The organism is Pseudonocardia ailaonensis (assembly GCF_039531635.1).
In the GTDB taxonomy this organism is placed as follows: Bacteria; Actinomycetota; Actinomycetes; order Mycobacteriales; family Pseudonocardiaceae; genus Pseudonocardia; species Pseudonocardia ailaonensis.
On sequence record NZ_BAAAQK010000023.1, the window covers coordinates 178,997 to 202,682 of the forward strand.

20 protein-coding genes are annotated in these 23,686 nt (G+C 73.2%); 8 read left to right on the top strand and 12 right to left on the bottom strand.

The features are described 5' to 3' along the window. The first annotated feature begins 94 nt into the window (after nucleotides 1–94). From ABD324_RS28175 to ABD324_RS28205, 7 genes are all read left to right on the top strand, one after another. Entirely contained in the window at nucleotides 95–2,671 is a 2,577-nt protein-coding gene (locus ABD324_RS28175; RefSeq protein ID WP_344423649.1) for a CaiB/BaiF CoA transferase family protein, read from the top strand. 105 nt (nucleotides 2,672–2,776) lie between these two features. Beyond that, nucleotides 2,777–3,670 (top strand): branched-chain amino acid ABC transporter permease, encoded by an 894-nt coding sequence (locus ABD324_RS28180; protein ID WP_344423652.1) that lies wholly within the window; start codon nucleotides 2,777–2,779, stop codon nucleotides 3,668–3,670. Further along, nucleotides 3,667–4,596 carry a branched-chain amino acid ABC transporter permease gene (locus ABD324_RS28185; protein WP_344423655.1) on the top strand — a complete coding sequence of 310 codons (930 nt, stop codon included), beginning with the start codon at nucleotides 3,667–3,669 and terminating at the stop codon, nucleotides 4,594–4,596. Before ABD324_RS28180 ends, ABD324_RS28185 begins: the two co-directional genes overlap by 4 nt. Beyond that, nucleotides 4,586–5,407, top strand: a complete 822-nt coding sequence (locus ABD324_RS28190) for an ABC transporter ATP-binding protein (RefSeq protein ID WP_344423658.1) — start codon at nucleotides 4,586–4,588, stop codon at nucleotides 5,405–5,407. The genes ABD324_RS28185 and ABD324_RS28190 overlap by 11 nt, the downstream gene beginning before the upstream one ends. Next, a complete protein-coding gene (locus ABD324_RS28195) occupies nucleotides 5,394–6,206 on the top strand; it encodes an ABC transporter ATP-binding protein (RefSeq protein ID WP_344423661.1) in 813 nt (270 codons plus the stop codon). The genes ABD324_RS28190 and ABD324_RS28195 overlap by 14 nt, the downstream gene beginning before the upstream one ends. Then, on the top strand, nucleotides 6,203–7,126 hold the full coding sequence (locus tag ABD324_RS28200; RefSeq protein ID WP_344423664.1) for a cyclase family protein: 924 nt from the start codon (nucleotides 6,203–6,205) through the stop codon (nucleotides 7,124–7,126). Before ABD324_RS28195 ends, ABD324_RS28200 begins: the two co-directional genes overlap by 4 nt. Nucleotides 7,127–7,238: 112 nt before the next feature. Continuing rightward, a complete protein-coding gene (locus ABD324_RS28205) occupies nucleotides 7,239–7,898 on the top strand; it encodes a TetR/AcrR family transcriptional regulator (RefSeq protein ID WP_344423667.1) in 660 nt (219 codons plus the stop codon). A 25-nt stretch (nucleotides 7,899–7,923) separates the two neighbouring features. On the opposite strand, the gene ABD324_RS28210 is transcribed toward ABD324_RS28205, so the two are convergent. The 12 genes from ABD324_RS28210 to ABD324_RS28265 are packed head-to-tail and all read right to left on the bottom strand — an operon-like array spanning nucleotide 7,924 to nucleotide 21,873. Beyond that, nucleotides 7,924–9,582 (bottom strand): class I adenylate-forming enzyme family protein, encoded by a 1,659-nt coding sequence (locus tag ABD324_RS28210; RefSeq protein ID WP_344423670.1) that lies wholly within the window; start codon nucleotides 9,580–9,582, stop codon nucleotides 7,924–7,926. A gap of 55 nt (nucleotides 9,583–9,637) precedes the next feature. Then, nucleotides 9,638–10,783, bottom strand: a complete 1,146-nt coding sequence (locus ABD324_RS28215; protein WP_344423673.1) for an ABC transporter substrate-binding protein — start codon at nucleotides 10,781–10,783, stop codon at nucleotides 9,638–9,640. Nucleotides 10,784–10,810: 27 nt separating this feature from the next. Then, nucleotides 10,811–11,578: a 3-oxoacyl-ACP reductase FabG gene (gene fabG, locus ABD324_RS28220; protein ID WP_344423676.1), complete on the bottom strand. Its 768-nt coding sequence runs from the start codon at nucleotides 11,576–11,578 to the stop codon at nucleotides 10,811–10,813. An 8-nt stretch (nucleotides 11,579–11,586) separates the two neighbouring features. After that, the gene (locus ABD324_RS28225) at nucleotides 11,587–12,351 is read right to left on the bottom strand and encodes an enoyl-CoA hydratase/isomerase family protein (RefSeq protein WP_344423680.1); all 765 of its coding nucleotides are present in this window, start codon (nucleotides 12,349–12,351) and stop codon (nucleotides 11,587–11,589) included. A gap of 11 nt (nucleotides 12,352–12,362) precedes the next feature. After that, nucleotides 12,363–13,112, bottom strand: coding sequence for an SDR family NAD(P)-dependent oxidoreductase (locus ABD324_RS28230; RefSeq protein WP_344423683.1), 750 nt, complete (start codon nucleotides 13,110–13,112; stop codon nucleotides 12,363–12,365). A gap of 36 nt (nucleotides 13,113–13,148) precedes the next feature. Continuing rightward, nucleotides 13,149–13,934, bottom strand: coding sequence for an enoyl-CoA hydratase-related protein (locus tag ABD324_RS28235; RefSeq protein ID WP_344423685.1), 786 nt, complete (start codon nucleotides 13,932–13,934; stop codon nucleotides 13,149–13,151). Nucleotides 13,935–13,970: 36 nt separating this feature from the next. Further along, nucleotides 13,971–16,055, bottom strand: a complete 2,085-nt coding sequence (locus tag ABD324_RS28240; RefSeq protein WP_344423688.1) for an acetate--CoA ligase family protein — start codon at nucleotides 16,053–16,055, stop codon at nucleotides 13,971–13,973. Next, nucleotides 16,052–17,260 carry a CaiB/BaiF CoA transferase family protein gene (locus ABD324_RS28245; protein WP_344423691.1) on the bottom strand — a complete coding sequence of 403 codons (1,209 nt, stop codon included), beginning with the start codon at nucleotides 17,258–17,260 and terminating at the stop codon, nucleotides 16,052–16,054. The genes ABD324_RS28240 and ABD324_RS28245 overlap by 4 nt, the downstream gene beginning before the upstream one ends. Next, nucleotides 17,257–18,282 carry an acyl-CoA dehydrogenase family protein gene (locus ABD324_RS28250; protein ID WP_344423694.1) on the bottom strand — a complete coding sequence of 342 codons (1,026 nt, stop codon included), beginning with the start codon at nucleotides 18,280–18,282 and terminating at the stop codon, nucleotides 17,257–17,259. The genes ABD324_RS28245 and ABD324_RS28250 overlap by 4 nt, the downstream gene beginning before the upstream one ends. Beyond that, entirely contained in the window at nucleotides 18,279–19,418 is a 1,140-nt protein-coding gene (locus tag ABD324_RS28255; RefSeq protein WP_344423697.1) for an acyl-CoA dehydrogenase family protein, read from the bottom strand. Before ABD324_RS28255 ends, ABD324_RS28250 begins: the two co-directional genes overlap by 4 nt. A gap of 2 nt (nucleotides 19,419–19,420) precedes the next feature. Beyond that, a complete protein-coding gene (locus tag ABD324_RS28260; protein ID WP_344423700.1) occupies nucleotides 19,421–20,170 on the bottom strand; it encodes an enoyl-CoA hydratase/isomerase family protein in 750 nt (249 codons plus the stop codon). Next, nucleotides 20,167–21,873, bottom strand: a complete 1,707-nt coding sequence (locus ABD324_RS28265) for a CoA-transferase (protein ID WP_344423703.1) — start codon at nucleotides 21,871–21,873, stop codon at nucleotides 20,167–20,169. Before ABD324_RS28265 ends, ABD324_RS28260 begins: the two co-directional genes overlap by 4 nt. 204 nt (nucleotides 21,874–22,077) lie before the next feature. Between ABD324_RS28265 and ABD324_RS28270 the strand changes: the two genes are divergently transcribed. Then, nucleotides 22,078–23,685 carry a flavin-containing monooxygenase gene (locus ABD324_RS28270; protein ID WP_344423706.1) on the top strand — a complete coding sequence of 536 codons (1,608 nt, stop codon included), beginning with the start codon at nucleotides 22,078–22,080 and terminating at the stop codon, nucleotides 23,683–23,685. Nucleotide 23,686 lies beyond the last annotated feature (1 nt).

Below are 23,686 nucleotides of genomic sequence, written 5' to 3' on the forward strand. Positions count from 1 at the left end.
GAACGTACGCTTTGACTCGGCCATCCCCGGCTGTTAGCGTGCCTCGCGGCGAAGGTCATGACCAGTGTGTGTTCATGGCGGAAGGTGGTCACAGGTGAGCACGGTGGCGTCTCCCTCGAACGACCGGGGATTCCTGCAGGGAGCGCGGGTCCTGGAGCTGTGCGACGAGCTCGGCGAGTACTGCGGCAAGGTGCTGGCGGGGCTCGGCGCCGACGTCGTGAAGGTGGAGCCGCCCGGCGGGGAGTCGACCCGCCGCATCGGACCCTTCGTGGACGACGTCCCGGGTCCCGATCGGAGCCTGCACTTCTGGCACTACAACCTCGGCAAGCGGGGGATCACCCTCGACCTGGACGACGAGCGCGGGGCCGAGGCCTTCCTCGAGCTGGTCCGCACGGCCGACGTGCTGATCGACTCCCGGCACCGCGACCACCTGCCCGAGCGCGGCCTCGGCTACGACCGGCTGCGCGCCGTGAACCCGGGCCTGGTGTACGCCCGGATCAGCCCGTTCGGCGACGACGGGCCGTGGGCGGACCACAAGGCGAGCGACCTGGTCCACCTGGCGCTCGGCGGCGTGATGATGAACTGCGGGTACGACCCCACCCCCGAGGGGGTGTACGACACGCCCCCCGTCGCGCCGCAGATGTGGCAGGCCTACCAGATCACCGGCGAGGTCACCGCGATCTACGTCGTCGCGGCCCTGTTCCACCGGCACCGGACCGGTGTGGGGCAGCAGGTCGGCACCGCCGTGCACGAGGCCGTCGCGAAGAACACCGAGACCGACCTGCCCGACTGGATCTACCGCCGTCTCCCGCACTCGCGCCTGACCGGGCGGCACTCGTTCCCGACCACGCGCTCGACCGGGGTCGGCGACCTGCCCTCCACTCCGACGCACGTGATGGCGAAGGACGGGCGGTGGGTGCTGCCCTACCAGACCTACCTGCCCGGTGTGGCGTCTCCCGGTGAGCTGCTGGAGGCGTTCGTCGAACGCCACGGGCTCGACGCCGGGGAGGCGCCCTCGGTCACGGAGATGAACGACACCGTGGCCCGGCTGGTCCGCAGCTACACCTTCGACCGGGACCTCTGGCTCGAGGCGCAGCGGACCGGCCTGCCGTGGGCCCCGGTCCGCCGCCCCGAGGAGAACGTGGGCGACGAGCACTGGCGGCAGCGGGGCACGTTCGTCGGCCTCGAGCACCCGGAGCTGGGCCGCGAGATCGTGCACGTCGGGGCGAAGTGGTACTCGCCGCAGGTGCCGTGGTGCACCGGGCGGCAGGCGCCCCGCCTCGGGGAGCACGACGCGGAGCGCGAGGCCCTGTGGCCCACCAGGTCCCACGCGGGTGCCGAGGCCGAACGGACCGAGCCCGCGGTCGAGGAGCTGAGCCCGCACGGCACGCCCTGGGCGCTTCACGGCGTCCGGGTCGTCGACCTCGGCTGGATCCTCGCGAGCGCCGGCGGCGGGCGGTTCCTCGCCGCCCTGGGCGCGGACGTCATCAAGGTCGAGCACGAGTCCAAGCTGGACATCCAGCGCCGGGGCGGCGCGATGGCCCCGGAGGGGCTGCGGGAGGCGCGCGACCGCGCCACCGCCCCGCTGCCGGTCGGCCCGCCCGGGAGCCTGAACCGCAGCGGCAGCTTCCACGAGAACAACACCGGCAAGCGCGCGATCAGCCTCAACCTCAAGAGCCCCCGCGGGCGCGAGCTGCTGAAGAGGCTGATCCGGGACGCGGACGTCGTCGTCGAGGGCTACTCGCCCGGGACGATGGAGCGGATGGGGCTGGGCTACGAGGTGCTGCGGGAGATCAACCCGCGGATCGTGTACGTCCAGCAGTCCGGCATGGGCCACCACGGGATCTACGGTGGCCTGAAGTGCTTCGGGCCGGTGGCGCAGGCGATGTCGGGCCTCACCGAGATGTCGGGGCTCCCGGCGCCGTACCCGCCCGCCGGGATCGGCTACTCCTACCTGGACTGGTTCGGGGCCTACCAGATGGCGCTCGCGATGATGGCCGGCCTGTATCGGCAGCGCCTCACCGGCGAGGGGTGCTGGATCGACTCCTCGCAGGTGGAGGCCGGGATCTTCCTGAGCGGCACCGCGGTGCTCGACCACTCCGTGAACGGGCGCTCCTGGTCCCGCACGGGCAACCGCTCGCCCTACAAGCCGGCCGCCCCGAACGGCGTCTACCGGACCGGGGGCGAGGACCGGTGGATCGCGATCTCGGCCTTCGACGAGGAGCAGTGGTCCGGGCTCACCCGGGTCCTCGGGCTGGACGGGCTGTCGGCCGACCCGAGGTTCGCGACGCTCGAGCGGCGGCTGGCGAACCAGGACGCGCTCGACGAGCTGGTCGGCCGGGCCGTCGACGGCCGGGACGGCGTCGAGCTGATGGCGCAGCTCCAGGGCGAGGGGGTGGCGGCCGGGATCTGCGCGACCGCCGAGGACCGCTGCGACCGGGACCCGCAGCTGGCCCACCTGGGCTGGCTGACCGAGCTCCGGCAGTCCGAGATCGGGTGGTGGCCGACCAAGACCCCACCCTCGCGGCTCAGCGTGACGCCCGGCTACCAGGGTGGGCTCGTCGACCGCCTCGGACCGAGCTACGGCGAGGACAACGCGGAGGTCTACACGAAGCTCCTGGGCCTCGATCCCGACGAGCTCGAGGCGCTCGCGGCCGAGGGCGTCATCTAGGAAAACCGACTGTGGACAGCGGAACCGGCACTCGCTAGGTTCTGGTGAACATACGTTCATAATCGTGTCGCGGCACACACGAATCCGGCGAACGAGGAGGTACCGATGCTCCAACAGCTGGTCGACGCCCTGGTGCTCGCCTCGATCTACACCCTGTTCTCGATCGGCATGTCGCTGGCGTGGGGTGCCCTCGGGATCCTGAACTTCGCGCACGGCACGATCTTCGTGACGGCGGCGTTCGCGGCCCACCTGGTCGCGGCGCAGGTCGCCATCTCGCTCCCGGTGGCCCTCCTGGTCGGTGCGCTGACCGGCGGGCTGGTCTCGCTGCTGCTGCAGGTCCTGATCTTCGCCCCGATCCGGCGCCGGGCCCGCGACGACGGGCAGATGGAGATGCAGGTGCTGATCGCGTCCATCGGGGTGGGCACCATCCTCACGGCGATCGTGGCGGAGGCGACCGGGTCCCAGGCCTTCAGCATCGCCACCGGCTTCACGCAGTCGATGCTCGAGTTCGGCGGGCTGCGGGCCACGGACCTCCAGGTCGTGATCGTCGTCGTGGGCGCCGTGGTCGGCATCGCCCTCGGGCTGTGGATCACCCGGACCCGCGGCGGCCGGGCCCTGCGGGCGGTCGCCGCGAACTCGGAGGTCGCCTCCCTCATGGCGATCGACTCGAGGCGGGTCGCCGGGGCGACGATGTTCACGGCCGGTGTGCTGGTGGGCCTGGCCGGGGTGCTGCTGGCCAGCTACCAGGGCGCGACGGACGTCTATGCCGGCAGCCGGCTGCTCACCACGGCGTTCGCGATCATCATCATCGGCGGCGTCGGGAGCCTGACCGGGACGCTGGCGGGCGCGTTGATCCTCGCCGTCCTCGAGACGGTCCTGGCGTACAACACGTCGGGGGTGTGGACCCCGGCGATCTCGTTCGCGCTGATCATCTTCGTGCTGCTCCTGCGCCCGCAGGGCCTCTTCGCTTCGTCCCGGACGGCGGTGGACCGAGTATGACGCTCAGCAGCTGGTACGCCGGCAACGAGACCACGATCATCACCTTCGGGATCACCTTCCTGCTCGCCATGAGCATGCAGGTGACCATGCGGGTGGGGGTGCTGTCCCTGGCGGGCCTCGGGTTCTACGCCGTCGGCTCCTACGCGACCGGGATCGTGGTCCTGCGCGACATCATCCCCGCGCCCGTCGCGATCCTCGCCTCGATCGTCGTGTGCGGGCTGCTGTCGCTGGCGTTCGGCCTCGCCCTGCACCGCGTCCGCGGGTTGTACCTGGCGATGGTGACCCTCGGGTTCGTGCTCATCCTCGGCGTCATCGCCGCCAACGGCGGCACGCTCACCGGCGGCGCGAACGGCATGTACGGCGTGCCGATCACCATCTCGGCGCCCGAGGTGGTGCTGGCCTCGCTCGTCGTGATCGCGGCCGCCTGCCTGTGGGAGCGCGGCCGCGCCGGCCGGGCGACGAACGCGCTGCGCACCGACCAGCTCCTCTCGACCTCGGTGGGGATCGACGCCCGGCGGATGCGCAACATCAGCTTCCTGCTGAGCGGGGCGATCGGTGGTCTCGCCGGCAGCCTGAACGTGCTGTCGTTCGGTGCCGTGAGCCCGAGCGACGCCGGCTTCGCGATGCTCACGACGATGATCACCGTGGTGATCGTCGGCGGTCAGCGCTCGTGGGCCGGGGTGCTGCTCGGCGCGATCCTCATCTCGTGGCTGCCCACCTGGCTGGTCTGGTTCGAGGGGGCCACCCGCGAGATCATCCTGGGCCTGCTCATCGTCGTCCTCGGCATGTTCGCGCCCGACGGGCTGCTGGGCGTCTTCTCCTGGCTCTTCGGCCGGCTGCGGGGGATCCGGCGCAGGTCGGTACCGCCACCCGTCGCCGAACCCCCGCCCGCCCGGCAGCTGGAGGAGAGCTCTCGTGTCCGTTGACCAGGTCCCCGTGCAGGCCCCGGCGGAGACGGCCGTGCCGGTGCTCCGCGTGGACGATCTCGCCGTCCACTACGGCGGCATCAAGGCGGTCGACGGGGTGAGCTTCGAGGTCGCCCCGGGCGAGCTCGTCGGCTTGATCGGCCCCAACGGGTCCGGGAAGAGCACCCTGCTGGCGGCGGTCTCGCGCCTGACCACCCTCACGAGGGGCGCGCTCTGGCTCGACGGCGGCCGCTACGAGAGCGTCCAGCCGTGCGGTCCGGCGCGGCTGGGCATCGGCCGGACGTTCCAGACGGTCCGCGTGCTGGAGGAACAGACCGTCCGGCAGAACATCCAGCTCGGGGCGGACCTCGGAGCCCGCAAGGCGGCGCCCACCACCTCCTCGCCGCTGCGGCTGTTCGGGGGACTGCGCCGCAAGGGCGGCAGCGACACCGTGGACGAGGTCCTCGAGCGCACCGGCCTGCAGGACGTGGCCTCGGTGCTGGTCGACGAGCTGCCGTACGGCCTGCGGCGCCGGGTGGAGATCGCACGGGCGCTGGCCACCCGCCCCCGGCTCCTGCTGCTCGACGAGCCGTTGGCCGGCATGACCTCCGAGGAGCGCGCGGACGTCGCCGCGCTCGTCCGGCAGTTGCACGGCGAGGGCCTGGCCCAGATCCTCGTCGAGCACGACGTCGACTTCATCGTGAAGACGTGCCCGCGCCTCATCGCGCTCGACCAGGGGAAGGTCATCGCCGAGGGGGCACCGGCCGACGTGGTGGCCGACGACCGGGTCCGAACCGCCTACCTGGGAGTGGACGACGATGACGCTGCTTGAGGTGACGGGCCTGAACGTGTCCTACGGGACCACCCAGGTGGTGCACGACCTGGACCTCGCCGTCGAGAGCGGCAAGATCCTCACCGTGCTGGGACCCAACGGGGCCGGCAAGAGCTCGACGCTGCGCGCCGTCTGCGGCCTCATCCGCAGGACCCCCGGCGAGGTGCGCCTCGAGGGCCGGTCCATCGGGCGGCTGCGGGCGTCGCAGGTCGCGTCCGCGGGCCTGGTGATGGTGCCCGAGGGTCGCCGCGTCTTCGGTTCCCTCAGCGTGGAGGAGAACCTCCTGCTGGGGGCCTACCGCCTCGGCCGCAGGCGCAAGCAGCAGACGTTGGACACCTGCTACGACATGTTCCCGATCCTGCAGCAGCGGCGTGCCCAGCGTGCCGGCTACCTGAGCGGCGGCGAACAGCAGATGCTCGCCTTCGGCCGGGCGCTGATGGCCGATCCGCTGGTGATCCTGATGGACGAGCCGTCGATGGGCCTGGCGCCCGTCGTGGTGAACCAGGTGATGGCGCACGCCCGCGTGATCGCCGACCTGGGCATCGGCGTGCTGATGGTGGAGCAGAACGCCCGCGCCGCGATGAAGGTGGCGGACGAGGTGGTGGTCCTGCGGCTCGGGCGGCCCGTCTTCCGCGGGAGCGTGGAGCAGGCACGGGGGGATGCCGCGCTCGTGCGGGCGTTCCTCGGCGACACCGCGGTGGCAGAGCCGTCGGGGGCGGAGCCGTCGGGAGTGGCGCCGTCGGGGGCGGAGCCGCGCCCCGCGTCCCCGCGGCACGCCGTGCCGGACGTCGTCTCGTGACGTACGAGGTGGCCTCGGCCGCCGAGTTCGACAGCTGGGTGCACGGCCTGCACGCCGAGCGCGTCCACGGCCCGGGGGACCAGCTCGGGAGCCTCAACCACCTCGACGACGCCGCTCGCGCCCGTGGCCGGGACTGCCTGCGCACCGGCGTGGCGATCAGTCTCGCGATGCCGCTGCGCCCCGGTCCGACGCTCCGCCGGTCCGGGGAGTCCGCCTTCGCCCTGACGACGTACGCGATCGCGACGACGGCCGCCGGCGACCCCATGCCCGACGGCTTCGCCATGTTCGCGGACCGGGTCGAGCTCGACTGCCACGGCGGCTCGAACACCCATGTGGACGCCCTGAACCACGTCGCGTTCCACGGTGCGTGGTACGACGGCTCCCCGGTCGGCGAGCCGCCGGTCTCCGGCTCGGTCCTGCCCCTCGCCGAGTTCGGGATCTTCACCCGGGCCGTCCACGCCGACATCTGCGCCGTCCGTGGCACCTCCTACGTCGAGCTCGGCCGGCCCGTGACGGGGGACGAGATCGACAAGGCCGTCGCGGCGGCCGGCCTGGAGTTCCGGCCGGGCGACGCGCTGCTCCTGGACTGCGGCCGGGACCGGTACGAGAGCGAGGTCGGGTCCTGGGACGGCTCCCGGCCGCGACCCGGTGTCGGCCCCGAGGCGGCCAGGTGGATGCACGAGCACCGGCCGGGCCTCGTCTGCTGGGACATGCTCGACGGTCAGAACCCCCAGAACATCGTGGGGCCCGTGCACCAGCTCAGCTGGGCCACCGGCCTGGTACTAGTCGACAACTGCACCTTCGCGGCGGCCCGCTCGTCGCTGCAACGCCCCGGTCACGGCGCGGCCGCTCTCGTCGTGGCGCCGCTGCCGATCGAGGGTGCCACGGGGAGCAACGTCAACCCCCTGCTCCTGCTGTAGTGGGCTGCGGGACGGCGAGAGGCGGCCAGGGTCCCCTGAAAGTGACTGAGCGTCCGTCCATCTCGTAGAATCGTGCGCCGGCAGTGCTTTCGACAGGCAGAGGGTGAGTGGCGTGGTGTCAACGAGGGAAAGGCTGACCCAGGAGGCTCTCGAGCTCTTCTACCGTCAGGGTTTCCGAACCACGACGATGCGGCAGATCACCAGCACCTGCAAGCTGACCCCGGCGGCGTTCTACAACCACTTCGCGTCGAAGGACGAGCTGCTCTACAGCATCATCGTGGACTCGTTCGTCGAGCTGCAGCGCGAGATCGACATGGAGCTGGGCCGATCCGGCCAGACCTCCCGGGAACGGCTCGTGGCGGTGATCAAGGCTGTCACCCTGTGGCACTGCCACAAGGCGCACCAGGCGAAGGTGGCCAACCGGGAGTCCCTGGAGCTCCCGCAGGCGATGCTCGACCTGATACTGGAGCGCCGCAGGTCGCTGCGCGACCAGGTGGAGCGGATCATCGTGGCGGGCGTCGAGAGTGCCGAGTTCACGCCCACCGCCTCGGCGGCCGAGGCGGCCCGGCTGACCTCCACCGCCCTGTTCGGCCTGATGACGTCGATCTCCGACTGGTACACCGAGCCGGGTGGCTGGAGCGGCGAGCTCCTCGTCGATCTCTTCGTGGAGCTGGCCGACCGGATGCTGGGGGTCACGGAGATCGGGCTGCCGCGGTCCGAGGTCCCGGCGGCCCAGGTCGCCGCCGAGGATTCGGTGCCGCGGGCCGGTTAGGTGGTCCGCCGGTTCACCCCGCCGCTCAGGTCTCCGGGACGGGATCGAGCAGGAGGCCGCGGAGCTCGGCCTTGCGGATCTTGCCGGTGGCGGTCATCGGCATCGCGTCGACGACGCGGAGCCGCTCGGGCAGCTTGAACCGGGCCAGCCCGCCCGCCGTCAGGTGGTCGACCAGGTCGGGCAGCGTCGGCGGGGGCCCCTCGGGCACGATCACCGCACAGCACCGTTCGCCGAGCCGGGCGTCCGGGTAGCCGACCACGGCGGCCTGGCGCACGCCGGGGTGGGTGAGCAGGAGATCCTCGACCTCACGGGCACTGATGTTCTCGCCGCCGCGGATGACGATGTCCTTGATCCGTCCGGTGACCCGCAGGCAGCCGTTCTCGTCGATGCGCCCGACGTCGCCGAAGCGGTACCAGCTGCCGTGGAAGGACCGCCGGGTGAGCTCCGGGTCGCCGAGGTAGCCGAGGAACACGTGTGGTCCGCGGGTGACGATCTCGCCGTCCGTCCCGGCGGGCAGCGGCTCGCCGAGCTCGTCGACGATCCGGGTGTCGGTCCCGGGCAGGGGCACCCCGTCCGTCATCAGCAGGTGGTCCGGGGATCCCGGCCGGGTGGCGGTCGCGACGTAGGTCTCGCTGGCCCCGAAGCACACGAGCAGCTCCGCGCCGAGCTCCTCCCGCACGTCCACGACCAGGTGGCGCGGCACGGGGGCGCCCCCGGACGCGAGGCACCGCAGCGACGCCCCGCTGCCCGCGCCCGCCCGGCGCGCGGCGATCATGTCGACGATGAAGGGCGTCGCGGCCAGCGTGTAGGTGCAGCCGTGGGCGTCGATCAGCCGCAGGGCGGTCGCCGCGTCCCACCGGTCCTGCAGGACCAGCGGCATCCCGATCACGGCGGCGGCCCGCAGGCCCCACTGCAGCCCGGACGCGTGGCAGATGGGCGAGGGCATGAACACGCTGTCCTCGGTGGTCAGCCCGAGCACCCGGCGGCTGTAGGCGTCGATGCCGAACATCGTCGAGCGGTGGCTGTGGACGACCCCCTTGGGCAGCGCCTCGGTGCCCGAGGTGAACGTGATCGTGTCCCATGCCGAGGCGTCGGCGACCGGTGGCACGACGGCCACGGTCTCCTCCCACGGCAGCGCGAGCACGCCTTCGAGGGAGCCCGCCGCCCCGTCGTCCGCACGGACGACGACGATCTCGGGTGGGTCCGCCAGGTCGGCCGCCGCGAGCCGGACCTGCTCCGCGGGCGAGCCGGAGCGGTGCCGGCCCGCCGCGAACACGAAGCGGGAGCCGGCGGTGGCCAGGACGTGCCGGAGGTCGCGGGCGCCGAGCGTGGGCAGGACCGGGTTGACGACGCACCCGGTCAGCCCGACCGCGGCGTGCACCACGGCGAACTCGCGCCAGTTGGGCAGGACGAGCGTCACGACGTCCCCGGCGACCGCCCCGCGCGAGAGAAGGTACGCGGCCAGCCGGCGAGCGGCGCCCAGGACCTCGGACCGGGTCAGCGAACCGCCCTCGTCGACCACGGCCGTCGCGTCCGGGTGGTCCGCCGCACCACGCAGGAAGTGCTCCAGCCAGGTCGGTCCGGTCCACGGTCCGGCGCCCTCGGAGTCCGCTCCGGCCGCGGCGTCCGGCCGGCGGGTCGGCGGGACCGTCTCGGTGACCGGGGCATCGCCGGCTGGCTCCATCGGCACTCCTTCGTGAGCGGGCTCCACGGCGAACGGACGCACGTTCGGCGACCGGTCAGTTCTGCAGCTGTTCGTGATCCTTCACCCACGCGACGACGGCCGGCGATGCGGTCGCGAGGTCGCGGTCGGTGTACCTGAGGTCCTGGGAGGAGCCGGAGAAGCCCTCGGCCGCCACCTTCTCGAGCCCCTGCAGAACCGCGGCCCGGTCCACGGAGCTCGCCGCCTTCAGCGCGCGGGCCGCCGTCCAGACCTGGTCGTAGCCGGACGCGTGGTACTCGTTCGGGTCCGCGTCGTACTTGGCCCGGAAGAGGGCGTCGAAGTGACGCGTGGCGTCGGAGCTGCGGTCCTTGTGGAACGCCACCGTCCAGAAGACGTCTCCGGCGGCGGCGCCGAGGGCCTTCACGGCACCGGTGGCGAGGACACCGCTCGCCACGATCGGCCCGGTGAAGCCCGCCAGCCGCAGCGCCCGGATCATCCCGGTGCCGCCCGCCTCGGTCACCGGCGCGATCGCGACGGCGCCCGGCTTGTCGGCGAGCGTCGCGGCCACGACCGCCGCGTAGTCGCCCTGGGTGGACTGGGTGACCCTCGTCCCCAGGACCCGGACGTTCGCGCGGCGGGCCAGCTCGGGCATCGCCTTCGTGCCCAGGAGCACCGTCCCGTCGCTGTCCGAGTCGTGGATGATCGACATCGTCGTGATCCCGCGGGCGACGAGGACCGGTGCCAGCGCCGGGACCATGTTCGAGGCCGGGACGCTCGACCGGTAGGTGTAGCGGCCGATGTTCACGCCGTTCGCGGTCGAGATGGTGTAGATCGTGGGGAGCGCGGCGCGCTCGACGATCGGCGACATGACCTGGCCGGACGTGCTGGCCACCGTGCCGAGGAGCAGGGGCGTGCCCGAGGCGACGGCGCGGCTGGCGAGGATGCCGGCCTGCTGCCGGTCGCTGCGGGTGTCGGAGTAGTCGATCCCGAGCGTGGTCGCGCCGAGGAACCGGGTCGTGTTGATCTCCTCCAGAGCGACCATCGCTCCTTGCTGGACGGCGACGCCGGCGTAGCCCGCCGGGCCCGTCAGGTCCTGGATCGCCTGGAGGGTGAGGACCGCGGGCAGACCCGCGGCGCCGGGCCCGGGCGCGGTTCCCGACCCGCAGGCCGCCACCACCGTCAGCAGCGACGCCAGCGCGGCCAAGGCGAGCTTCTTCGTCATTCCGAGCTCCTCGCGAACCGCGCCTTCCTAGAGCGCCTGCCCGCCGTCGACGTAGAGGGTGTGGCCGGTGATGAACGAGGCCTCGTCGCTGCAGAGGAACGCCACCGCCGCGGCGACGTCCTCCGGCTGCCCGACCCGGCGGACCGGGATGACCGCCGCGTTCTGCTCCCGGAACTGCTCCGGCGTCATGCCGAGGCGCTGCGCGGAGGAGTCCGTCATGTCCGTGACGATGAAGCCGGGCGCGATGGCGTTCGCGGTGATCCCGAACGGTCCGAGCTCGATCGCGAGGGTGCGGGTGAACCCCTGGATGCCCATCTTCGCGGCCGAGTAGTTCGCCTGGCCGCGGTTGCCCAGCGCGGCGACGCTGGACAGGGTGATGATCCGGCCCGAGCGGTGCGCGGTCATCGACCTCTGGGCGGCCCGGCTCATGAGGAACGCGCCCCGGAGGTGGACGCCGACCACGGCGTCCCAGTCGTCGTCGGTCATCTTGAACAGCAGGTTGTCCCGGGTGATGCCGGCGTTGTTCACGAGGATGTCGACGCGACCGAACCGGTCCACGACCTCGCCGACCGCGCCGTCGACCGAGGCGGAGTCGGTGACGTCGCAGCGGAGGCCGACCGCCGCGCCGGGGAGGCCGGCCGCACGGGTGCGGGCCGCCGTCTCGTCCAGGTCGAGGACGGCCACCGTCGCGCCCTCGCCGGCCAGCCTGGCCGCGAGGCTCGCCCCGATTCCCTGTGCACCGCCGGTGATCACCGCTGTCCGGCCGGCGAACCTGGCGAATCCGTCCTTGCTCATGCGTACCTCTATTCGTCGTCGGGGAACACGGGGGCGCGCTTGCCGAAGAAGGCGTCCTTGCCCTCGGCGAGCGCGCGCGTGCCCCACTGCAGGGCCGAGGACGTGACCGACTCGACCAGGGACCGGTCCGCGACCGACGCGTTGGCCAGCGCCTTGACCGTCTCCGCCGCGACCCGGGGCTGGGCGGCGATCACCGTGGCCCTGGCGAGCGCGACGGCGCGGAGGTCCTCGTCGGGCACGACCTCCCCGACGACCCGGTTCGCCAGCGCCGCCCGCGCATCCAGCGCGGCACCGGTCCAGGCCATCCGCTTCGCGAGGGCACGCCCGCCGATCTCGCCGAGCCGCACCAGCGCGAACCCCGGGACCGCGCCGACCCGCAGCTCCGGGACCGCGAACTGGGCGGACTCCGCGGCCACGATGTCGTCGCAGGCCAGGGCGAGCTCGAACCCGCCGCCGAGGGCCCGGCCGTGGACGGCGGCGATCACCGGCGTGCGGGCGTGCTCGATCTGCCGGCACAGCCCGATGACCGCGTAGACGTAGTCCCGGCCGCCCGCGACGCCCTCGTCGAACGTGGAGATGTCGCCCCCGGCGCAGAAGTTCCGCCCCGCACCGCGCAGGACGACGGCCCGCGCCGTGGCGTCGTCGTCGAGGTCGCGCAGGGTGCGGGACAGCTCGGCCACCATCGCCTTGTCGAGGGCGTTGTGGGCCGCCGGGTTCGCCAGGGTCACCACCGCCACCTTCCCGTGCCGCTCGACCTCGACCCGCTTCTCCATCCGCGCCGTCCTCAGTCGACCATCGTGAGGCCGCCGCTGACGCTCAGCACCTGGCCGGTGATGAACGAGGCCTGCCGCGACGCGAGGAACACGGCGGCGGCCGCGACCTCCGCGGGCTCGCCGATCCGCTTGAGGGTCACGAGCTGGACCATCTTGTCGATGACGACCTGGTCCTGGTGCCGCATCAGGGGGGTGTCGGTCACGCCGGGCGACACCACGTTCGCGGTGACCCCGGACTTCCCGTACTCGCGGGCGAGGGACTTGATCAACCCGATGACACCCGCCTTCGCCCCGGCGTAGACGGCCTCGCCCCAGGTCCCGACCCGGGCGGCGTCGGAGGAGAAGGCGACGATGCGGCCGTAGCCGGCCTCCTTCATGACGGGCAGGGCGGCGAAGCAGGCGTTGATCGTCCCGACGTAGTTCACGTCGATGACCCGCTGCCAGTACTCGGGGCCCTCGGAGGAGAACCGGTGCGTCTCGGACCAGCCGGGGCACAGCACCATCGCCTCGAGGCTGCCGTGCCGCTCGGTGATCCCGGCGACCGCGGCCTGGCAGGCCTCCAGGTCGGTGATGTCCAGCGTGACCGCCTCGGCGGTGTGCCCGTCCGCCCTGATCTTGTCCGTGACGGCGGCGGCCCCGGCGGTGTTGATGTCGGCGACGACGACGGTCGCGCCCTGCTCACCGAGGACGGCAGCGGTGGCGGCACCGATCCCGCTGCCGCCGCCGGCGACCAGGACGACCTGGCCGGTGTAGTCGAGCATGATTCGTTCCTGGTTCTCTCGGGTGACCGGGTGGGATCAGCGGTACTGGTCGAACGCGGGCGGGCGCTTCTCCAGGAACGCCTTCGCGCCCTCGTGGAACTCGTCCGTGCCGTGGATGAACGAGATGAACTCGTAGCCGGCCGCGATCGACGGCCACTGCCGGTCGGCCTCCATGTTCAGGTGGTGCTTGGCCACGCGGAGCGCCTGCGGGCTCAGCGTCAGCATGCGCCGGCACCACTCGTCGACCGCGTCGTCGAGCTGCGCGTCGGGCACGACGCGGTTGATCCAGCCCATCTCCTTGGCCTCGGCCGCGGTGTACTGCTGGCAGAGGAACACGATCTCCTTGGCGCGCTTGTCGCCGACGAGCCGGGGGAGGAGCTGGGTGCCCCACCAGATCGGCACACTGCCCATCTTCGGGCCCGACTGACCGAACCTGGCGGACTCCGCGGCGACCGACAGGTCGCAGATCAGGTTGATCTCGTTGCCGCCGCCGATGCACCACCCGTTGACCCGGGCCACGACCGGCTTGCCCGACGTGCGGACCGCCAGCGAGAACGCCATGGCGCGCTGCCCGAGCTCGCGGGCACCCTGCCGCCCGGAGGCGGACTCCATGTTGATGTCGCCGCCGGCGCAGAACGCCTTGTCCCCGGCCCCGGTGATCACGATGACGCCGACCGAGGTGTCGTTCTCCGACAACAGCACCGCGTCCCGCAGCTCCTCGAGCGTCTGGAGGCGGAACGCGTTGCGCACCTGCTCGCGGTTGATGGTCACGGTCGCGACGCCGTCGTCGACCTTGTAGAGGATGTCGCTGTAGTCGGGCATGGGATCCGTTCCTTCGTGATCGGGGTGGGGACGGGGTCAGGCGCCGGTCAGGCGCACCAGCAGGTCGAGCGCGAGCGCGCCCTTGCCGTCGTCCAGGGCCACCAGTGGGTTGACCTCGACCTCGGCGATCGCGCCGTACTCGACGAGCCCCGAGAGCCGCGAGACGGCCTCGGCGGCCGCCGTGACGTCGGCCGGCGCCTTCCCGCGGGCCCCGGTGAGCAGGGGCGCGCCCTCGAGGGACAACAGGAGCTGCTCGGCGCGCTCCGGGGTGACCGGGGCGAACGCGGTGGCCACGTCGCCGTAGACCTCCACGGCCGTCCCCCCGATGCCGACGGTGACGGTGGCGGGATAGCCGTCGACGCCCGCGCGCAGGCCGACGAGCAGCTCGACCCCGCGCGGCGCCATCTCCTGGACGAGCACGCCCTCGATCGCGGCGTCGGGCCGGAGCCGGGTGACGGTGTCGAGGATCTCCGCCGCGACGTCGTCCGCCTCCGCGGCCGACACCCCGACGCGCACCCCGCCGACGTCCGTCTTGTGCAGGACGTCGGGCGACTGGATCTTGAGGACGACCGGTCCGCCGATCGCGCGGGCGTGCGCCGACGCCTCGTCGGCCGACCGGGCCAGCCGGGCCGCGGGGTGCGGCACCTGCGCCCGGACGAGCAGCTCGCGGGCGCCCCACTCGGTGGTCGACCCGAACCCGGCGGGCAGCGCGACGGCCGGTCCCCGTTCGACCCGCGGCGCCGGGGCCTGGGGGACACGGCACAGGGCGATCGCGCGGACGGCCGACGCGATCGATCCGTGCACCGCGAGACCGTGCGCGCGCAGGACCCGGGACGCGGCGGCGGACTCGTCGCCGGCCGCGAGGTAGGCGAACGTGATCGACTTCTCGCCCGAGCCGGCGAAGGCGGCGGCCACGTCGTCGGCCATCGTGCCGACGACGTTCGTGAGGATGACGAGCAGGTCGTCCACGGCCTCGTCGGCGAGCAGGGCGTCGGTCACCCGCGGCAGGTTGGCGGCCTGCTTGACCATGAACTCGGCGGTGACGTCGACCGGGTTGGCGAGCCCCGCGAAGGAGGGGAGGAGCGCCGTGAGCGCTTCGGTCGTGCGCTCGCCGAGGGCGGGAACCTCGAGCCCCGCCTCGGCCAGCCGGTCCGCCGCCAGGCCGCCCGCCCCGCCGGAGGTGGTGACGACGGCGATGCCACGCCGGTTCGGGGGCCGGCGCCGGACGGAGACGGCGAGATCGACCAGCTCCGAGACGTCCCGGACGCGCAGCACCCCGGCGTCCCGGCAGGAGATCTCGAAGGAGGTGGCGTCGCTCAGCAGGGCGCCCGTGTGCGACTCCGCCGCCCGCCGGCCGACCTCGGTCTCGCCGGAGCGGAGCACGGCCAGCCGGGTCCCGGACCCGGCCGCGCGGTCGAGCAGGTCGAACCAGGTCGCCCCGTCGGGGATGTTCTCCAGGTACAGGCAGAGCAGGTCGAGGTCGCCCCGCGCCGCCAGCTCCCGAGCGAGCTCGACGACCGAGACGTCGACCTCGTTGCCGGTGCTGGCCCACACCGCCGGCGTGCGGCCGCGCTCGCGGGCGAGGTCGAAGAACGTCCCGCCGACCGCCCCGCTCTGCCCGACGTACGCGACCGGGGCCAGGTGCCGGGGATCGGCGCGCAGCACCGCCGGGGCGAAGCAGGCCGCCAGGCCGGCGCCGAAGTCGACCAGACCCTGGCAGTTCGGCCCGAGCACCCGGATGCCCAGCTCCCGGGCCAGCGCGCCCAGCCGCTGCTGGGCCTCGTGCCCGGCGGCGCCGGTCTCGGCGAACCCGGAGCTGTAGACGATCGCCGCCCGGGCCCCGGCGTCGGCCGCGGAGCGCAGCGTCTCCTCCACGCGGGCCGCGGCCAGCGCGACGAGGACGAGGTCCACGGCGAACGGGAGATCGGCGAAGGAGGCGTGGCTCGGGACGCCGAACACCTCGTCGACCGTCGGGTTCACGACGGCCAGGTCCCCCGGGAAGTCGTGCTCCCGCAGGGCGGCGACGAGCCGACCGCCCACATTGGACTCCCTGGGCGAGGCCCCCACCACGGCGATGCCGCGGGGGGAGACCAGGGGGAGCAGGGAGGACGCGGTGCTCACGAGGCCTCCCGGGGCCGCGCCGGAACCGGCTCGCGCTCCAGGCCCAGGGCACCGAAGACATGGCTGTTGTGCTCGCCGTGTGCCGGGGCCGGTCCGCGCTCGGCCAGCCGCCGCCCGTCGACCATGGCGGGGAAGGCGAGCACCGGGACCGGCAGGTCCGGGTGGTCGACCAGGAAGTCCCGCGCCTTCGCCTGGTCGGACTCCAGCATCTCCTCGTAGGACCGCACGACCGTGACGCACGCGTCCCGCCCGCCGAACACAGCCTCGATGTCCGCGCGGCTCCGTCCGAGGAAGTACTCGGTGAGGCGGCGACGGATCGCCGGCTGGCTGGCCGGGTCCTCGTGCTTGCCGCGGTAGTCGTCGAGGCCGCCGACCAGGTCGCACACGGTGAGCCAGAACTTGATCTCGAGCGAGGCGATGGCGACCTGGCCGTCGGTCAGGGCGTAGGTGCCGTAGCAGGCGAGGCCGCCGTCGAGCAGCGAGCTGCGGGGGCCGGTGGACGGCTGCCCGTTGAGCAGGTCGTTGATCAGGACGTGGGGCAGCAGGGCGATGCCCTCGGCCATGGCGGCGTCGATCCACACCCCGCGCCGGCTCTGGCGCGCCTGCCCGACGAACGCGGTGATCAGCAGGGCGGGCACGAGCCCGCCGCCGACGAGGTCGGCCAGCGGGAGCGGCGGGCCGACCGAGGGGCCGAGCTGCGGGCGCAGCCGGTCGAGCAGCCCGCTGAAGGCGAGGTAGTTGAGGTCGTGGCCCGCCTCCTGGCTCAGCGGGCCGTTGGAGCCGTAGCCCGAGATGGAGGCGATCACCAGGGAGGGCCGGATCCCGTGGAGGGTCTCCACGTCGTACCCCAGCCGGCCCATCACCCCGGGCCGGAACGACTCGACCAGGACGTCCGCGGTGGCGACGAGCGCCTCGAACCGCTCGCGGTCGGCCACGTCCTTGAGGTCCAGGGTGACCGACAGCTTGCCCCGGTTGACGCTGTGGTGGCAGACCCCGGCGCCGTCGACCTGGCGGCCGAAGCCGCGCATGTAGTCCCCGGCACCGGTGTCCTCGACCTTGATGACCTCGGCGCCGAGCTGGGCGAGCGCCAGGGTGCAGAGGTTGCCGGGCAGCAGGCGCGTGAGGTCGAGGACCCGCACCCCGGCCAGCGGCTGGTAGGAGGCGCCCGGGTCGTGCTGCCGGATCGTGCCGTTGTCGTCGTTCACGCCTTCACCAATCTGTGCCAGGGGTCGCCGGGCGCCGTCAGGAGACGGGAGCCGAGGCGCGACGCCCAGTACCGCTCCGGGCCCAGCTCACCGGCCCACGCCGTGAGCCGGGTCGTGGACAGGTGCAGAGGATGTTCGCGGGTGAGGCCGATCGCCCCGTGGAGCTGGTGCGCGACGGCCGCCACCGAGGTCGCGGCGGGGATGCCCACCGCGACGGCGCTCTCGAGCGGGTCCGGCTCGTCGTCGTCCAGAGCGGTGGCGACCAGGTGCCCGGCCGCCTGCAGGACCGCGACACCGGCCGCCATCCGCGCCAGCAGCTGGCCGACGGCCTGGAACTGCGCGAGGGGCCTGCCGAACTGGATCCGGGTCCGGCAGTGCTCGACCGTGAGCTCGAGCGCGCGGTCCGCGGCACCGCCCAGGGCGAGGACGCGGGCGGCCGCCGCCCGGCGGTGGACCACCTCCCGCGCCGCCGGGAGCGTGGTCCAGCGGTCCGCGGCGAGCCGCAGCTCGGGGACGAGGACGCCACCGCGGTCGTCGCCCGCGACGTCCGTCCCGGGCTCGATCTTCAGGTCCGCGGTGGACAGGAGCAGCACGCGGTCCTCGTGGCCGACCACGACGGTCCGCGCGGAGCCCACCCAGGGGACGCGGTCGAGCTCGCCGGCCACGACGAGCCCGTCGCCGGTCCCGCTCACCCGCAGCCGCACGGCGCCGGGCGCGGCGCAGGCGGTCAGCGGGAGCTGCTCCGCCGTCGGGACGGGCAGGCCGAGCGAGACCAGCCACCCGGCCAGGCACACAGTCTCGGCGAGCGGGACGGGCGTCGGGAGCGCCCCCGAGACCCGCGCGACCTCGGCGATCGCCGCGCCGCCCCCGCCCATGCCCCCCAGCGCCTCGGGGAGGACCAGCTCCACGAGGCCGAGGTCCTGCAGCGCCGCCCAGAGCGTGCCGGGATCGCCCGCGGCCCGGTCCGCGAGCAGCGCGTGGACGACGTCGCGCACGGCGTCGAGCTCACGACGGTCGATCATCGGAGGAGTCCTCGGGAGACGATGGTGCGGAGCACCTCGGTGGTGCCGCCGCGGATGGTGAAACCGGGGGAGACGAGTCCCAGCGCCTGCGAGGTCTCCCGCAGCGCCCGCACGGAACCGTGCGGGAGGTCGGGGTCACGAGGGAGCAGGCCGGCCGGGGCGGCGACGAGGCCCTGCTCGAACCCGGTCCCGATGTCCTTGACGACGGCCGCGGCCACGGCCGGGTCGTCGCCGTCCCGGACCGCGTGCGCGATCCCGGAGGAGAAGGCGTGCAGGACGCGGAACATGGCGGCTGCCCGGCCGACCTCGACCAGCGCCTCGTCCTCCAGGTGCGGGGCCGCGTCGACGAGGGCGGAGAAGACCGGGAACGCGGACAGCCACCGGTCCGGGCCCGAGCGCTCGTACGCCAGCTCGGAGGTGACCTGCCGCCAGCCGCTGCCGGGCTCGCCCAGCACCCGGTCCGCGGGCACGAACACCTCGGAGAACGAGACCTCGGAGAAGTGGGCGTTGCCGTCGAGGGTCTCGATGGGGGAGATCGCCACCCCGGGCGCCGACAGGTCGACGACGAGCTGGCTCAGCCCCTCGTGCCGGTCGTCGCCGAGCGGGCTGGACCGGCAGAGGACGACCGCGTACTCGACCCGGTCCGCCCACGAGGTCCAGATCTTGGCCCCGGAGAGCGACCAGCCGCCGTCGACGCGGGTGGCGCGCGTGCGGACGGAGCTCAGGTCCGAGCCGGAGTCGGGCTCCGACATCCCGAGCGCGAACCCGATCTCCCCGGCGGCGATGCGGGGCAGGAACTCCCGCTTCTGCTCCTCGGTGCCGAAGCGGAGCAGCATCGGGGCGGTCTGCCGCTCGGCGGCGATGTGGGCGCCCACCGGGGCTCCGGCCGCGAGCATCTCCTCGGCGACCACGAGCTGGGCCACCGGGCCGAGACCCGGGCCGCCGTACTGCACCGGGACCGACAGGGCCACCAGCCCGGCCGCCCCGAGCCGGCGGCTGAACGCGCGGTCGTAGCCGCCGCGCCCGACCAGGCCCGGGTGCGCGACCCGCTCGGCGTCGAGGAAGGCCCGCACCCTGGCCCGCAGGCCGGGGGGTTCGGGCTCGTCCGAGAGGGGCATCGGGATCAGGGAGGCCATCGTCAGCTCCCCTCGAAGACGGGAGGACGGCGGTCCTTCGCGGCGCGCACACCCTCCCGGAAGTCACCGGTGCGCATCTCGGTCTCCTGGGCCGCCCGCTCGCCGCGCAGTGCCGCGGCGACCTCGGCGGCCAGCGTGCCGCGCAGCAGGCGCCGGGCGGACCGCACCGCGAGGGGCGCGTTCGCGGCGATCTGCCCGGCCAGCTCCGTCGCTTCGGCGGCCGGGTCGGCGGCGATCCGGTCGACCAGGCCGAGGGCCAGCGCCTCATCGGCGGGCACCGCCCGCCCCGTGTAGAGGAGCTCGGCGGCCGCGCCCGCCCCGACCGCGCGCGGCAGCGTGACGGACATGCCGAAGCCGTGCGAGATCCCGAGCCGGGTGAAGTTCGCGGTGAACTGCGCGTCCGGGGCGGCGACCCGGAGGTCGGCCACCAGCGCGAGCCCGACCCCGGCCCCGATGGCCTTGCCGTGCACCGCCGCGACGATCGGGACGTCGATCTCGAAGAGCTCCACGGCGACGTCGTAGATGTGCCGGGCGTCGGGCGCGTTCGGGTCCTGCCCGTCGCCCAGCTCGGCGCCGACGCAGAAGTTCCGGCCGTTGGCGCGCAGGACGAGGGCGCGACAGCCCTCGGCGTCGAGGTCGCGGGCCGCGCGGACGACGGCGGCCAGGACCGCGGCGCTGAGGTAGTTGTGCGGCACCCGGTCGAGGGCGATCGTCCCGACGTGGGTCTTCTCGTCGTGCGCGACCTGGATCATGCGGCGGCTCCCGGGAGGAACGAGTGCCGGGGATCGAAGGCGCGCAGGGCGGCGGCCGCGGCCTCGTCGACCGGTGCGAACGGGGCCACGTCGGCGGCGACCGCGACCTCCCAGCCGATGCCCTCGCGGGCCGACCGGACGGCGTCGGCGAGGGTCTCGCCGGGAGCGGGGAGGACGGCGGTCATCGCGAACTCCGTGCCGCCGGGCCGGCGCTCGAGCACGCAGCGGGTGGTGACGATCGCGCCCACCCGGTCGCCCGGGCACGTCACGAAGGGGACCTGCTCGACGAGGCGCGACCGGCCGTGCTTCACCACGAGGATCACCTCGGCGGCCCCGCTGGCGATGTCGTTCGCCCCGCCGGAGCCGACCAGGAACCGGCCGTCGGCGTCCCGGCTCGAGTTGGTGTTGCCGTGCCGGTCGATGGTCCCGGCGCCCAGCACGGCGAGGGACCGGCTGTTCCCGCTGGCCATCACGCTGCCCAGGATCTCGGTCACGCCGGTCATCCAGGTGCAGGTGGGCAGGTTGCGGTGGCTGAAGATGAACGGGTCCCCGGGCCGGGGCTCGTAGCCGTACGCCCCGATCTCGGCCATGAGCGGAACGGCGCCCTCGCCGAGGCGGGAGTGGGCGAGCCAGGCGGCCAGGTTCGCGTACCCGATGCCGGTCATCAGCACCTCGAAGCCGCCGCCGGTGAGCCGGGCCCCGATCAGGCGGGCCGCCTCGTGGACCATGAGCTCCTCGGCGCCGGGTGCCGCGGGCCAGGACGGGTCGCCGGCGGAGTCGACCCGCCACACCCCCGCGCCCGCCCCGCCGACCAGCCGCTGGATGCGGTCGTACCCCAGCTTCCCCAGGTACGCCTCGTGGTCCGCGACGCCGTGGACCCATTCCTGCACCCAGGCGCGGTAGCGGTCGAGCTCCCGGCTCGCCCGGCGCTGCTCGAGGATGAACTCCTCGTCCTCGACATACCCCGCGACCTCGGGGATGGGGCTGTAGAGGCCGTACGGGTGCGCGCCGAGCGGGACCTCGGCGACGGCCTTGACCAGGTGCGACGGGATCCCGACCAGGGCCTGGTTGCGGCGGATCACGTCGTCGTCGACGATCGCCTCGACCGCGGCGATCACCCCGCGCCGGGCCGCCAGCGAGCCCCAGGCCGCCTCGCCGTAGGGCGGGGAGAGGATCACGTTGCCGTGCCGGTCGGCGGCGACCCCGTGGACGACGGTGATGTCGGGCCGCAGCGCGGACGCCGTCAGGACCGTGCCGCCCTCGCCGGGTTCCTCGCTCACCCACGACTGGCGGGCCAGGTCGGAGCCCACGAGCGAGCGCACGGGCACGGACGGCAGACCGAGCGCGCCGGCCATGAGGCGCGCCACCAGGGTCCAGAGGGTGACCTCCTCCAGCTCGACCCGGCCCTCGTCGATGGCCGTCTGGAACAGGCGGTTCGGCGCGCCCGTCGGGAAGTTGTCCCCCACGAAGCTCGCGATGATCCGCTTCGCGGTGCCCTCGCTGACCAGGGAGGCCTGGGAGGACACCAGCCCGCCGGTGCTCACGGTCAGCCCGGCCTCGTGCCCGCCCAGGCCCGCGAACCGCCGGACGAGTGCGGAGACCGCCGCGTTGGGCCGCGCCTCGGAGTAGGCGAGGTGGACGTGGTCCCCCGGCTCGACGAGCCGGACGGCCTCGCCGAGCGACACGACTTTCGATACGCGCACTCGTCGCACGATGCCAGATACAGTGCGCGAACGCCATACGCACGATCATTCATTTCAACAGCGGCCTTCCGCGGGCGGAGTTTGCTCTGACCTGGACTTTGAGTATGAACGAACGTCCACCTAGACAGCTCATTTTGCGGTTGGTAGCGTGCTGGAGCATGCCGTGCGTGTACAGGGCGGCCGCAACAGGAAAGGGGCGCTCGAGTGAGTGGGCATCAACCCGCCACCGTCCCAGGGGATCACCTGGACGTCGTCATCGTCGGTGGAGGCCCGTCCGGGCTCCTGCAACTGCACCATCTGCGGGAGGCCGGGCTGTCGGTCCGCCTGTACGAGCAGGGGGAGGGCGTCGGCGGGAGCTGGTACTGGTGCCGCTACCCCGGGTGTCGTTTCGACTCCGAGAGCTACACCTACGCCTACACGTTCTCCGAGGAGCTCCTCAAGGAGTGGGACTTCAGGGAGCTGTACTCGGCCCGCGCGGACACTGAGCGGTACTTCAACCACGTGGCGGACGAGTTCGGCCTGCGCGCGGACATCCGGCTCGGCGCCGAGGTCACGTCCGCGGTCTACGACGACGCGGCGGCGACCTGGTCGCTCGGTTTCGCCGACGGCAGCCGGGCGACGTGCTCGATCCTCGTCACCGCGGTCGGTCACCTCTCCGCCGCCTACGCGCCGGACATCGCCGGCATCGAGGACTTCCGGGGTACCTGGCTGCACACCGGCCGCTGGCCCGCCGACGGCGTCGACCTGGCCGGCAAGCGCGTGGGCGTGATCGGGACCGGCGCCAGCGGCGTCCAGCTGGTCACCTCGATCGCCTCCGAGGTCGGTCACCTCTCGGTCTTCCAGCGGACGGCGACCTACTGCGTGCCGTTGCGCAACAAGGCCATCACGGCCGAGTACATGGACGAGCTCCGGTCCCGCTACGACGAGATCTTCGAGACCTGCTCCACGACGCCGACGGCCTTCCCCTACGCGGCGGCCTACGGTCCGGCGATGGAGTACTCCGCGCAGGAGCGGCACGAGGTGTACGAGCGCCTGTGGCAGGAGCCCGGCTACAAGAAGTGGCTGGCGGGCTTCTCGGACACCATGAAGCCGGGCCCGGCGAACGAGGACTACGCCGAGTTCGTCCGCGGGAAGATCCGCGAGCGGCTCGGTTCCCCGGAGCTCGTCGAGAAGCTCGTCCCGTACGACCACCCGTTCGGCGCCAAGCGGATCCCGTGCGAGGACGGCTACTACGAGGTCTTCAACCAGTCCAACGTGGACCTGGTGGACGTCAGGGCCAACCCCATCACCCACCTGGTGGCCGAGGGAGCGGTGACCGCGGACGGCGTCCTGCACGAGCTCGACGTGCTGGTCTTCGCCACCGGGTACGACGCGTTCACCGGCGCGCTGACGACGCTCGACTTCCGCGGGAGCGGCGGGCTCACGCTGCAGGAGAAGTTCCGCGACGGGCCGCGCAGCTACCTCGGCGTGATGAGCGCCGGGTTCCCCAACTGGTTCAACGTCACCGCGCCGGGCAACTTCGTCCGGGGCCTCGAACCGCTGGTCGAGTGGGTCACCCGGTGCATCGCGCACGTGCTGCAGGGCGGGCACCGGTCCATCGAGGCGGAGCAGGGCGCCGAGGACGCGTGGATCGAGCGCATCAACAGCGCCAACGAGCTCCGGCTCCAGGCCAGGGCGGACTCCTACTTCACCGGCGCGAACATCCCCGGCAAGGCCCGCGGCGTCCTCACCAGCCCGGACAGCGTGCCGGACGGCGTCGCCATGCGGAACGAGGTCGCGGCCGACGGGTACCGGGGCTTCCGCCTTGGCTGAG